Source organism: Undibacterium sp. TC4M20W (assembly GCF_049340245.1).
In the GTDB taxonomy this organism is placed as follows: Bacteria; Pseudomonadota; Gammaproteobacteria; order Burkholderiales; family Burkholderiaceae_D; genus Undibacterium.
This window is the reverse complement of record NZ_JBMPPI010000014.1, coordinates 73,325-85,781: the sequence shown is the minus strand read 5'-3', so window position 1 is coordinate 85,781 and position 12,457 is coordinate 73,325. Positions and strand designations below refer to the sequence as shown.

11 protein-coding genes and 6 tRNA genes are annotated in these 12,457 nt (G+C 49.8%); 15 read left to right on the top strand and 2 right to left on the bottom strand.

Annotated features, from left to right (window positions below; all coding sequences use genetic code 11):
- Position 1: 1 nt before the first annotated feature.
- From acpS to ACO0LL_RS17475, 11 genes are all read left to right on the top strand, one after another.
- Positions 2-403 carry a holo-ACP synthase gene (gene acpS, locus ACO0LL_RS17525; RefSeq protein ID WP_422952124.1) on the top strand — a complete coding sequence of 134 codons (402 nt, stop codon included), beginning with the start codon at positions 2-4 and terminating at the stop codon, positions 401-403.
- 45 nt (positions 404-448) lie between these two features.
- Positions 449-2,329 (top strand): excinuclease ABC subunit UvrC, encoded by a 1,881-nt coding sequence (uvrC, locus tag ACO0LL_RS17520; RefSeq protein WP_422952123.1) that lies wholly within the window; start codon positions 449-451, stop codon positions 2,327-2,329.
- A gap of 77 nt (positions 2,330-2,406) precedes the next feature.
- Entirely contained in the window at positions 2,407-2,991 is a 585-nt protein-coding gene (gene pgsA, locus ACO0LL_RS17515; protein ID WP_162058533.1) for a CDP-diacylglycerol--glycerol-3-phosphate 3-phosphatidyltransferase, read from the top strand.
- A 102-nt stretch (positions 2,992-3,093) separates the two neighbouring features.
- A tRNA-Gly gene (locus ACO0LL_RS17510) sits at positions 3,094-3,169 on the top strand.
- A gap of 52 nt (positions 3,170-3,221) precedes the next feature.
- Positions 3,222-3,297, top strand: a tRNA-Gly gene (locus ACO0LL_RS17505).
- 36 nt (positions 3,298-3,333) lie between these two features.
- Positions 3,334-3,409 (top strand) — tRNA-Gly (locus ACO0LL_RS17500).
- Positions 3,410-3,445: 36 nt separating this feature from the next.
- Positions 3,446-3,521 (top strand) — tRNA-Gly (locus ACO0LL_RS17495).
- 109 nt (positions 3,522-3,630) lie between these two features.
- Positions 3,631-3,704 (top strand) — tRNA-Cys (locus ACO0LL_RS17490).
- Between the two features lie 76 nt (positions 3,705-3,780).
- A tRNA-Leu gene (locus tag ACO0LL_RS17485) sits at positions 3,781-3,873 on the top strand.
- Between the two features lie 143 nt (positions 3,874-4,016).
- On the top strand, positions 4,017-4,817 hold the full coding sequence (locus ACO0LL_RS17480) for a hypothetical protein (RefSeq protein ID WP_422952122.1): 801 nt from the start codon (positions 4,017-4,019) through the stop codon (positions 4,815-4,817).
- A gap of 382 nt (positions 4,818-5,199) precedes the next feature.
- A complete protein-coding gene (locus tag ACO0LL_RS17475) occupies positions 5,200-5,400 on the top strand; it encodes a hypothetical protein (protein WP_422952121.1) in 201 nt (66 codons plus the stop codon).
- A 161-nt stretch (positions 5,401-5,561) separates the two neighbouring features.
- Here ACO0LL_RS17475 and ACO0LL_RS17470 read toward each other — a convergent pair whose 3' ends face one another.
- On the bottom strand, positions 5,562-6,023 hold the full coding sequence (locus tag ACO0LL_RS17470; protein ID WP_422952120.1) for a RidA family protein: 462 nt from the start codon (positions 6,021-6,023) through the stop codon (positions 5,562-5,564).
- Positions 6,024-6,389: 366 nt separating this feature from the next.
- Here ACO0LL_RS17470 and ACO0LL_RS17465 point away from each other — a divergent pair, with 366 nt between their 5' ends.
- Positions 6,390-7,409, top strand: coding sequence for an amidohydrolase family protein (locus ACO0LL_RS17465; protein WP_422952119.1), 1,020 nt, complete (start codon positions 6,390-6,392; stop codon positions 7,407-7,409).
- A gap of 24 nt (positions 7,410-7,433) precedes the next feature.
- On the opposite strand, the gene ACO0LL_RS17460 is transcribed toward ACO0LL_RS17465, so the two are convergent.
- Positions 7,434-8,558, bottom strand: a complete 1,125-nt coding sequence (locus ACO0LL_RS17460) for an acyltransferase family protein (protein WP_422952118.1) — start codon at positions 8,556-8,558, stop codon at positions 7,434-7,436.
- Positions 8,559-9,091: 533 nt separating this feature from the next.
- Between ACO0LL_RS17460 and ACO0LL_RS17455 the strand changes: the two genes are divergently transcribed.
- From ACO0LL_RS17455 to ACO0LL_RS17445, 3 genes are read left to right on the top strand one after another with little or no spacing between them, the layout of a single operon-like run.
- A complete protein-coding gene (locus ACO0LL_RS17455; RefSeq protein WP_422952117.1) occupies positions 9,092-10,981 on the top strand; it encodes a CHASE2 domain-containing protein in 1,890 nt (629 codons plus the stop codon).
- Positions 10,978-11,499 carry an SH3 domain-containing protein gene (locus tag ACO0LL_RS17450; RefSeq protein ID WP_422952116.1) on the top strand — a complete coding sequence of 174 codons (522 nt, stop codon included), beginning with the start codon at positions 10,978-10,980 and terminating at the stop codon, positions 11,497-11,499. Before ACO0LL_RS17455 ends, ACO0LL_RS17450 begins: the two co-directional genes overlap by 4 nt.
- On the top strand, positions 11,500-12,375 hold the full coding sequence (locus ACO0LL_RS17445) for a M48 family metallopeptidase (protein ID WP_422952115.1): 876 nt from the start codon (positions 11,500-11,502) through the stop codon (positions 12,373-12,375).
- Positions 12,376-12,457 lie beyond the last annotated feature (82 nt).

Here is a 12,457-nt window from a genome sequence, read left to right as displayed (position 1 = left end):
CATGATCTACGGCATAGGCACCGACATCGTACAAATCTCGCGCATGCAAGAAGCCATTGCGCGCAACGGTGAACGCTTTGCTGAAAAAATCCTGGGACCAGAAGAGCTGGTGTTTTATCGCGAACGCAAAACCCTGGTCGAAGCACGCGGCCTGCGTTATCTGGCCACCCGGTTTGCTGCAAAAGAAGCTTTCTCCAAAGCCGTTGGCATGGGCATGCGTGACCCCATGAACTGGCATGCCATGCAAACCCTGAATAATGGCCAGGGCCAGCCTCAGGTACAGGTCAATGGCAATATGCTGGCGTGGATGCAGGAGCGTAATCTGAAGGCAAGCATTTCTGTTAGTGATGAAACTGATTACGCCATTGCCTTCGTCATCATCGAACTGAACAATCCCTGCTAAAGTAGCGGCTTCTACCTTCTACCAGCGCCGCAGATTGATTGCATCATGACCGAACCAAATATCTCAGAAGCACGCCAGCAGGTGCTCGATCTGGTTGCCAAATTACCCAACCTGCCGGGTGTATATCGCTATTTTGATAGCAATGACCAGGTGCTGTACGTCGGCAAGGCACGTGATTTAAAAAAACGTGTTTCCAGCTATTTTCTCAAAAACCTCTCCAGCCCGCGTATTGCGATGATGGTAGAGAAAATCGCCAAGCTTGAAACCACAGTCACCCGCAGCGAAGCGGAAGCCCTGATCCTTGAAAACAATCTCATCAAGGCTTTAAAGCCGCGCTATAACATCCTGTTTCGTGATGACAAGTCTTATCCATACCTGAAAATCACCACAGAAAAAACGCCACGCATGATGTATTACCGTGGTGCGATCGATAAAAAACACCAATACTTCGGACCGTTTCCATCCAGCTGGGCTGTCAAGGAATCGATGCAGATTTTGCAGAAAGTCTTTTTGCTGCGCAGTTGCGAAGACAGTGTATTCTCCAACCGCACCCGCCCATGTCTGTTGCACCAGATCGGTCGGTGCAGCGCGCCTTGCGTCAAGATTATTGCGCCAGAAGACTACCAGCAAGACGTCAACAATGCCGCAGACTTTTTGCGCGGCCGCCAGCTCGAAGTCATGCAGACTCTGGAAAAAAAGATGCTGGATTTTTCCATGGAGCTCAAATTCGAGCAGGCAGCCGCAGTGCGCAATCAAATGCAGGCCCTGTCCAAAGTCTTGCATCAGCAAAGCATGGAAACCGCCGGCGATGTTGATATCGATATTCTCGCTGTGGTAGTGGAGGGCGGTCGTGCCTGCGTCAACCTGGCCATGGTCAGGGGCGGGCGGCATCTGGGTGACCGGGCTTATTTCCCCACGCATGTCGATGATGCCCTCAGCGTCGCAGAAAATGAAATCGAAGTCGAGGTCATCTCTGCCTTTCTGGCGCAACATTATGTCGATCAATTCATTCCAGCAACGCTCGTCATGAATGTGGAACTCGATGCACCTGATTTGATACTGGCACTGGCCGAGCAATGCGGTCATCGTATTCACTTGTCTTTTCAGCCGCAAGAGCAACGCCGCGCCTGGCTGGACATGGCCGTCAAGGGGGCCAGACTGGCGCTGGCGCGCATGCTGTCAGAGCAGGGCTCGCAACAGGCCCGCACGCGCGCCCTGGCAAGCGTGCTGGAGCTTGATGTAGAAAACCTTGAAGAATTGCGTGTGGAGTGTTTTGATATCAGCCACACCCAAGGCGAAGCCACCCAGGCATCCTGCGTGGTGTTCCACCACCATGCCATGCAAAACAGTGAATACCGCCGCTTCAATATCAAGGATATTACTGGAGGCGACGATTATGCCGCCATGCGCCAGGTGCTGTTCCGCCGCTATGAAAAAGTCGCTAGTGGTGATGCCAGTGGTGACGAGACCAATGAACGCCGCATGCCAGATATCGTGCTCATTGACGGCGGCAAAGGCCAGGTCGAGATTGCCAGGCAAGTCTTTGTCGAGCTTGGTCTCGATATCAGCCTCATCGTCGGCGTCGCCAAAGGTGAGGGCCGCAAGGTAGGTCTTGAGACCCTGGTGTTTGTCGATGGCCGCACAGAAAAGGAACTGGGTAAAGAATCTGCCGCCCTCATGCTGATTGCCCAGATCCGCGACGAGGCCCACCGCTTTGCCATTACCGGCATGCGTGCCAAGCGCGACAAGGCCAGACAGACCTCGCAGTTGGAAGAGATAGAGGGCATAGGCCCCAAGCGCCGCCAGCGTTTGCTGGTGCGTTTTGGAGGTTTAAAGGGGGTCAGCGATGCCAGCGTCGCCGATTTGGCCAGTGTCGAAGGTATTTCCCGCCAATTGGCAGAAGAAATTTACAAGCGGCTGCGATAGGGAAATATAATTGCGTCAGATGCTGGCATTGTAGTCGGCGAGCCTGATGCATAAACCGAATAAAAACCAAAAAAGACATGCCTTTCAATTTTCCTATTCTGCTGACCTGGCTACGTGTCGCACTGATACCGCTGGTGGTCGGTGTTTTTTACCTGCCTGAAGTCTGGTTGACCCGGTTTGAGCAAGGCGTCGTTGCTACCGCGATTTTTATAGTTGCGGCGGTAACCGACTGGTTTGACGGTTTCCTGGCAAGGCGGTGGAACCAGACTTCCTCATTTGGTGCTTTCCTTGACCCGGTGGCAGACAAACTGATGGTGGCAGGTGCATTGCTGGCACTGGTTCAGCTGGATCGCGTCAATACTGTTTTCGCTTTCATTATCATAGGCCGTGAAATCACGATCTCTGCGCTGCGTGAATGGATGGCGCTGATTGGTGCCTCCAAGTCCGTCGCAGTCAGTTCTCTTGGCAAAATCAAGACAGCGGCACAAATGACCGCGATACCTATGCTGTTATTTAACGATGTCTTGTTCGGCGTAATCGATACCAGCTTCTTTGGCTCATGGTTATTGATTATTGCCGCCATCCTCACAGTCTGGTCCATGTTTTATTATTTGCGCAAGGCATGGCCTTTAATCAAGGAAACTACCGATAAAATGGGATAAGCATGGAATGATCGTTGAGTAAGCGTTGAATAAGCGCGCAGTGATCTTGGAATGGGTAGTTGACAGAATGGCTGGATGATATATAATTCTGGTCTTCGCGATGCGGGAGTAGCTCAGTTGGTAGAGCGCAACCTTGCCAAGGTTGAGGTCGAGAGTTCGAGACTCTTCTCCCGCTCCAAAATTTTTTGGAATGGCAGCGAAAAGCAGTAAAGTAATACAGTAGTAAAAATGCGGGAGTAGCTCAGTTGGTAGAGCGCAACCTTGCCAAGGTTGAGGTCGAGAGTTCGAGACTCTTCTCCCGCTCCAAAATGGCGTAGTACCTGAAGTATCAGCAGCACATCTGCGGGAGTAGCTCAGTTGGTAGAGCGCAACCTTGCCAAGGTTGAGGTCGAGAGTTCGAGACTCTTCTCCCGCTCCAAAATGGCGTAGTACCTGAAGTATCAGCAGCACATCTGCGGGAGTAGCTCAGTTGGTAGAGCGCAACCTTGCCAAGGTTGAGGTCGAGAGTTCGAGACTCTTCTTCCGCTCCAGATTCTGAAGGGAAGCAAGGCTTCCCTTTTTTGTTCAAGTTGCACCGCATTTCAGCAATCATCAAGCGTGATAACATCACATTAGACGATTAGCAGAGATAGCACCCCTGGCGGGGTAGCAAAGTGGTTATGCAGCGGCCTGCAAAGCCGTAGACGCCGGTTCGATCCCGACCCCCGCCTCCAAATACAAAAAGCGCTTTTAGAGCGCTTTTTTTCCAGAACCCGACTTAGCGTTTCGCTAAGCAGGTTGTAGTAGTGGGCCCGAGTGGTGAAACTGGTAGACACATCGGACTTAAAATCCGCCGCTTCGTTAATAGCGGGCGTGCCGGTTCGATTCCGGCCTCGGGCACCACATACTTTCCTCTATCGTCGTAACTAACATTTTGCGGTTGTTTTTTCCGCAAAATGGAGTTATTGTGCGCAAAATTCCTTTTTACGACCTCATGATCTGCCGTTACCGGCAAATTATTCGAATCTTAAATTTAGAAAAAATAAATGAAAAAACTTTCAAGACTTGTTGGCTTGCGAATTGTCGCTGCCTTTCTTTTGTTAAGCACCTCTTTGATTGGCGCGGTTGCAATAGGGCAAACTATAGGTAACAGCACTGAAGTTGTATCTGAAAAATTAAAGGTGCAATTATTTACTGATCCAAGTCCTGATATCCCTACTACCCGACGTGTCGGTGACAACCTAGTTCGTTTTGGCGCAATTCGAGACACGACAAAGACTATACCCAAGGGGACTATTAAACTGCTGGAGCCAGCGAGTTCTACTTGGGGTTTTTTGGAAATGTTTCGTAAAGTGTCTGCGCTTCCCGGACTTACTGGGATGTTGACTAAGTGGGGGGATTCTGGATTTCCGATGATTTGTGTTAATCCTGCTGGGCAGTATGAGACGGACCTTGGGAAAATGTCAGGCTGTTTCGTCGACACAGATAACGACGGAAAATTTGATGTGTCGGTATACCCAACATACAATATTCGACACAAAATGGACGCCCCTGCAGCCTATGAACTTGTGGCAGAGACAAAGACGATAGAGACGCGATCGATTGAAGAATTTGATTATGTTACAGAGATGCTGTACCAGGGCGTATCGAAAGGAGAGATCCGTATCTCCTATCGTGAATTTAAAGGAGGTCTGGCTCGTCCGGCATTCACGCAAGATTTAACTTACGAAATAGATCCTGATGGTACTTCGGTGATCGTATTTCGTGATGTGAAGCTGAAGGTTTTGAAGGCTAATCGTGAAGAAATTACCTATGTATTAGTTAAGCCAAACTTTCAACAAAAATAATCATTAAACCGGCAGTAAGCAATCAAAAGCAGCGCCACACTGATGCCGTTCAGTTAATCTGAGCGGCGTTTTATTTTGATGACTTGTTAGTTTGCGCTGGATTATGACCCGACGTTTGCATCAAATTCTGACCCACTCGTTTTAATGTCTTTTAAGGGTTAGGTTGAGGCTAGTTTGGTCTTTTTTTCTTTACGTGTTCGTTTGCTAGCTGAATTGACCCTGTCAGTTTGATCCACCTTCCACTTTCTGGAGGAATTGAAGCACACAATTCTCTCGTCAAAAATAAAGGAGAAGAGTGACTACGAAATTACCCTGAGTATCGTCGAGTACGGATTGCGTAAAGGTTAGGGTTTCTAATGATATGAGGCCATCGGTAAAAATAATGGCAACCTTGTCAGATCAGCATGGAAAAATAGTTTGGAAACAAGAGGAATTTGTTGGCGGCGCAACGACTGAATTGCAAATTCATACTTTGGAGGAATGGGTAAAGGATCCTGCCGCGCTAAAGGATGGATTTATTATGGCATCTAAACTAGCGATTGTTTCATTGCTGAAGGACTTTGAGTCGAAAGAATCACGTTAAGTTCAAGCTTTTAAAAGCGAAAGCAACATGTGCTTTCGCGAGAAGAAATTTGTTACTGTCGTTCAGGTCACCATTTGCCATGCTATACAAGCAGTCGCGTGACCGGAGTCACTATCTGGGGGGCTTGAGCGAGCTGAAGAACCGAAGGAAACACACCCGGCCTATGCAACGGCGATCGCTTCAATCTCCAGCAGCCAGGCTTCATCATAGATACCCGCAATGAGTATGGTCATGGCAGGTGGCACAGTGTTTTTGCCAAGCACCTCTGCCCGCACTTCGTAGGCATCCTGGATATAGCGCCGGTCAGACAAGAAGATCGTCATCTTGGCGATGTTGTTGAGTGTCATCTCGGCTGCTATTAGCTGCTTTTCGACATTGGCCCAAGCCAGGCGGCATTGATCTTTGAAATCTTTTGGGACGGTGCCGTCACTTGCTTCTGGTACTTGGCCACTAATGAAGAGGATGCGTGAAGGGTTGGATACCTCGTGGCCGTGTGCCCAGCCAGTCTTTGAAGGATTGATGGCGCGTCTGTTCATGCTGGATGCTCCGTAGGATGAAGAGGATTGTATGGCGGCGGCAAACGCTGCGGCACTGATGCAGAAAGTGCGTCTTTCCAAAGTCATACCCCTTCCGGGTGAGGTGGTGTCGGGCTTGTTCTAATGCCAATGCAGGCTGTAATTTGCAGCGCAAATGACCGGTCTCGAAATCAGGTTTAGTTTATCTTTGTTTTCTTGCGTCAGTATTGTGATTGTAGCATCACTTATCACGTTGCCATTCGAGTATGTATCTTGTAGTCTGCACAACTTCAATGCACAAAAGCCCATCGATTTTTTGGTGATTCTTCTATTTTTGGAGAAATAAAGAATGGTGCGCATATTATTTAATAATTAACATCAGCTTTTTAGTACAATTAGCCAGCACCAGTCAAGTTGGACTCATTTTAATCGCAGTTTAATAGTTGTTGTTTATTTACTATTGCAGGGGATGATATGAAATTTCGCCTCATTTTGCTTGTGATGTTGTTTTTGCCGCTTTCGCTGTTTGCCCAGGTACGCCCGCCTATCATCGACGTGCATATGCATGCGATGGGCGCGGGTGATCAGGGGCCACCGCCCTTGGGTATGTGTACGCCTATCGCCAATTTTCCCGCATGGGATCCTGCCAAGTCGTCTTATGCAGACGTGTTTATGGAGATGTTCAAAAAACCGCCATGCAAAGATCCAGTCTGGTCGCCTTTGACAGATAAGGCCCTGATGGACGAGACCATTGCAGCGATGGAAAAACTGAACATCGTTGGTGTGTTGAGTGGCTCTGCAAAGCGCGTGGCGACATGGCGCAATGCTGCGCCCGGCAGATTCATTCCTGGGCTTGAGTTTCAACTTGGCATATCTAAGGCTACACCGGACGACATGCGTGCGCTGAACAAGGAGGGGCGGCTCGCGGTGCTGGGCGAAATCACCAATCAATACGCAGGCATAGCGCCCGACGATCCACGCATGGAACCGTATTGGGCGCTGGCGGAGGAGCTGGATATTCCGGTTGGTATTCATATCGGCACTGGTCCACCAGGGGTTATTTACCTCGGCAGTGTCAACTATCGCGCCCGACTACATAGTGCCCTGACGATAGAAGAGGTTCTGGTGCGGCATCCAAAACTGCGCGTCTACATCATGCATGCGGGCTACCCGAAACTCGATGACATGCTGGCGGTTCTTTACGCGCATCCACAAGTCTATGTGGATGTTGGTGTTATCGTTTATACCCAGCCACCCGCAGCCTTCTATGCTTACTTGCAAGCGATCGTCAATGCCGGTTTTGGCAAGCGCATCATGTTCGGGTCTGACCAAATGGTATGGCCTGGCGTGATCGAGCGTTCGGTCAAGGTGATTGAAAATGCAGCTTTCCTGAGCGCCGACCAAAAAAGGGATATTTTGTACAACAATGCAGCACGGTTTTTAAGATTGAGCCAAGAAGAGATGGCTCGTCATCAAAAAATGGGCGAGCCGTAATCTGATTTTTATACTCAGATCAAATTAAGCGGGGCGTTGAATTAGTTGGTCAGTCTGTGTTTGCCCGACTGTGCCTGGAAACCAACGCGCCCGTAGTTGCATGAACGGTGTCTCCACCATTCTATACAACAACCATCCACCAAATACCCCCGCAGCGGTGACCAGAACAATGGTCAAGGGTGCATTCGCATCTATATGCCGCTTGGCTAACTGCTCACCAATCAGCATGAACACAGGTTTGTGTACCAGATATACCGCATACGACCACAACGCCAGTTGCGCGGCGCCGGGCAGGCGCAGGCGGTGCAGATAGCTGTTGGGGCTGAGAGCAGCGAGGGTGAGGATGGCGAAGCTGATTGCTATTGCTGAAAAGCCCAGTGAGTTGACGATCAGCAGTTTGTTGTAGTCGCTGTTGCTGATGCAATACAGCACGCCACCAGCGGCGAGCAAGCCGGTGATGAATATGGCCTGGCCGTGACGCATGAGCCTGTCGTATAAACCTGTGTGAAAATTCTTGAGCATGGCGATGGCGACGCCGGGGAGCAGTTCATCAAAGCGGCCAAAGCTGGAGTAGTAAACTTGCGCATCAAATGCAGGATGCCCATCCATAAATGCCATGCAGCGAAACAGCATACCGCCGCCTATTGCTGCAATGAGCAGCCCCCAGGCCAGCCATAGTGGGCTCTTGAGTCTGATCAGGATGAGGCTGACTATGGGCAGTATCAGGTAAAACTGTTCTTCTATACACAGCGACCAGGAATGGGTGAAGGTTTGTCCATATTCCAGCCCTATGTTTTGGGTGAAGCTCAGGAACTGCCATATTGATGAGGTGCTGCGCCCAGCCAGTGCTGCGGGAAAAATAAAATACGCTGCCAGCACAACATAGTAATTGGGCAGGGTGCGCAGCAGGCGCCGGGCAAAAAAATTCTTTAGCGACAGCGGCTCGCCTTTTGCGATACCAGACATGATCTGGTTGCCTATAAGGTAGCCGCTCAATACAAAAAATAAATCCACACCTGCCCAGCCTATGTCGCCCGCAAAACCAAAGGTCTGGTGTTTGCTGACAAAGCCACAGTAGTGTGACATGAGTACCAGCAATATGGCGATGGCGCGCAGGGTGTCGAGGCCGTTGATTCTTTTGTGGGGCATTATTGTGTCGTTGATGCAGGAATAGTGTAAGGCCGGGTTTTGATGTTGCGCTATGACTTGTCTGACTCGCGGGTGTCAATCGACAGGAATGGTTTTAATCATGGAGTGGTATGCAGTCTTGAACTTGGCCAAGTGTGAAGCTTGATGTCAGGCCGGCTAGTGTCGCTGAATGTGTCGCCACCTGCAAGGGGTTTTAGTGTCAACATTCCGGGTTTTTGTACCTGCAATTTGTAGCAGGTCAATCTCAGATCATTAGCCAGCAAGCCCAGTTCGAGACAGGCAGATATTTTTCTGCATTGTTCAATATGGGTTTCGGTTTTGCTACTGCTCTTGATCGGAGTGAAATGTGCCTGTCAGTGTCCTAGCGATGAGATAACTGCCCGATCTTATGTCTGTAAATCCACAGATTTCAAGGAACTTAAATGCTGTTGCCGGCAAATATGGTTTTTGTGCAATAAACAAGTGTAAACTTCTGACGATGAGAAATTGTCTGTTGAATTCACATCTGACTTTACCTGTATAAGCCTTAAGGCATGCTGAAAATCCTGTTCCCTTTCATCCAAAGTGCAACCATACGCTGGTATGCCGCGCTGACGCTATTGCTATTGGTGGCAATGGCAGGGGAATTGTTTGGCCTGAATTTGCTGGCGACGACAGAGTCGCGCCTGGGGGATGTGTATCTCCGGCACCATGCCCCGACATATCAGCCTGATCCTGATATTGTGGTGGTGGATATTGATGATCCCAGCATGCTGGCCATGCAAAAAATTGCTGGTCTGTGGGTATGGAAGCGAGAGATACATGGTTTTTTGCTGGAGGCACTCGCTGGTTTTTCTCCCAAAGCGATCGCGTTCGATATCAGCTTTCAGGAACGTGATTTGGGGTCGCCAAAAAGTGATGCATTTCTATCGGATCAGATCCGGGATTTTCCGCATGCTTATCAACAAAGCTTGCTGTTGGACGATGCGAATAGCAGCGATGCTATCGCCTTGGCTGATTTAAAAGATGCTTTTGCCATGAAAAATCAGGGTAAGGCAAACGCCAAGGTCAGCATGCAACTGCCACTGGCGATAGAGCGTAGTGCCTGGCGTTTGGGTCTGGTGAATAGTATGGTTGATGCTGATGGCGTGGTGCGGCGTTATCGCCTGTATGCCGATGTGGCTGACTGGCATGTGCCGTCACTGCCAGCACGGGTTGTACAGGATCTGGGCTTTACTTTGCCGCAAGGCGCAAATTTTCAGATGTTCTGGCCTGAGCAGGGACACAAGCGGTTTGCCTATGCTGATTTGTTTAAAACTCTCACAGAAGAACGACAACATTTAGCACCGGGGGCAGAAGCAGCTCTTGACCAGCTCTTTCGCAACAAGATTATCATCATAGGTTCGTCGGCTCCTGGGCTGTTTGACCACCACTTAACGCCGCTGGCACCTGGTTATCCCGGTGTCGATATTCTGGCTGTTGCCATGGATAATTTAAAAAATGGGCGCAGCATACGTCAGGTACCTCCCCAATGGCCTTTTGCTGCCGGGTTTGGGCTGATTGCCTTGCTGGTGCTGGCATTCCGGCAGCGTCTGCATCCGGGCCTCACGGGTGGTGCTTTGCTGATATTGTCACTGGCGGCAGTGTATCTTGCAGACCAGATGGTAGCCCATCACTGGATGTTGCCGGTAGTGACTCCCCTGATCTTTGCCTGGGCCTGGTTTGTGTCGGCGGCACTTGCCGGTTACCTGCGCGAGCGCCGCACCCGTGACCGTACCGTGTCACTGTTTGGCCGCTTCCTTAATCCCCAGGTGGTACGCAAGATCGTGGATCACGGCGAGACGGTAGAAAGTCTCTCCGGTCAGATGCGTCTTATCACCGTGCTATTTTCTGACATACGTGGTTTCACCACGCTGGCAGAAAGCAAGGCCCCACAAGATGTTGTGAATATTCTTAACCGTTATTTTGAACGCCAGGTAGAAGTCGTCTGGAAGCATGGTGGTACGCTGGATAAATACATAGGCGACTGCATCATGGCTTTTTGGGGCGCCCCTATGGATGACCCCGAGCATGCCTCCCATGCTGTAGCCGCCGCCCTGGAAATGCAGGATAACTTACTTGCCTTCAGGCAAGAGCTGCTTGCGGAAGAAGATTCAGACCTGACTGACTTTGACGTGGGCATCGGTGTACACACAGGAACTGCTGTGGTAGGCTTTATTGGTGCCAAACGCAAGCTCGATTACACCGCTATTGGCGACAACGTCAATCTCGCCAGCCGGGTAGAGGGCCTGACCAAGGGCATTGCCAGAGCCCTGGTAACCAAAGAAACCATGCTGGCCTGCGGCGACAATGCCGATATTACTTTTAGTTTGCGTGGCTCGTTTGCCGTCAAGGGCAGGGCTGCAGAAGTTGAATTGTACGAACCTCTGAGGAAAATCCCATGAAGATACCAATTTTGATTGCAGCAGCCATGCTGACTGGCAATGCGCTAGCCGAGTCCGCGACTACTTCCAAATCTACCGAGTTAATGGACAAGGCTAGCGCCGATGCTGCCGTGATAGGCACACTGGCGAACCAGACCAGGGTGGATGTCATGCAACGTACTGGTGGATGGACACAAGTAAAAACTTCTGCCGGACAAGCTGGCTGGGTCAGGATGACAGCTTTGCGTCTGGATGCCAGCACCAACAGTAATGCAGCACCAGCTTCTGGCGGTAATGTACTGGGCTCTTTGATGACCAGTGGGCGCACTTCTAATACTGGCACAGTAGGTAATGGTGTCAAAGGTCTGGATAAAGAAGATATACGCAGATCTTCACCGAATTATGCCGAACTGCAGAAAATGCAGAAATTTGCAGCCGATAAAAACAATGCCCAGGCGTTTGCTCAGCGCTCACCGCTCGTGGCAAGCAATGTCGAATATTCAAGTCAGGATAAAGCTGGAAAACGGGGGGGCAATTAAATGCGTACATTACAAAAACTTGCGATTGCCGGACTGACTTTGGTGCTATGCGGTTCTGCAATAGCGCAGGGTGGTATTTTTGGTCAGATTCTCGACGCCACGAGAGGTAAGACGGGTGTTGCGGGTGACATATTTGATAAAGCTAAACCCATCATTGAAAATTCAGGAATAGATGAGCCAAGAGAAATAGAAATAGGTAATGAATTTGCCGCTGTCTTGTTGGGTGCCAAACCTTTACTGAATGATCCAGCTTTGCAGCGCTACGTGAATACTCTGGGGCGCTGGCTGGCATCACAAACTGAGAGGCCTGATTTGCCATGGACTTTTGGCGTGCTTGATGATGTGGGCTTCAATGCTTTTGCTACACCAGGTGGCAAGATTTTTGTCACCAAAGGGTTGCTCGCGCGCATGCGTAATGAAGCTGAATTGGTTGGCGTGTTATCGCACGAAATTGCTCACGTTGTATTGAAACATCATGTGAATGCCATGCAGTCAAAAGCATGGGCAGATGTTCTCGGTGATGTCGCTGGCAGTAAACTCAAAGGTAATTTTTCAGAAGTCAGGGGTATCGTGGTCAATCTAAGTAAAGACATGATAACCAAAGGTCTTGATAAGGGGGATGAATATGCCGCCGATCGTGTGGGTGTGGTAATTGCTGCTCGTGCCGGTTTTGACCCTTATGGATTACCAGCTGTATTACAAACTTTACAGTCACAAAATGGGCAGGATGGTAATTTCAGTTTGTTGTTTGAAACGCACCCGTCCCCAACTGACCGTCTTGATAATTTGGACAAAGCCATGCGTAACCGCTTTGAATCCACCAATGGTTCTCAGGGACGTTCGTTTAACGACAGGTTCAAAGAATTCAGCCGTTGATAGATTAATTGCCTAACGAAAGACGCCGCATCAAGTAAAAACTTATGCGGCGTTTTTCATTTTTGATGCGCTTTATTCAGCA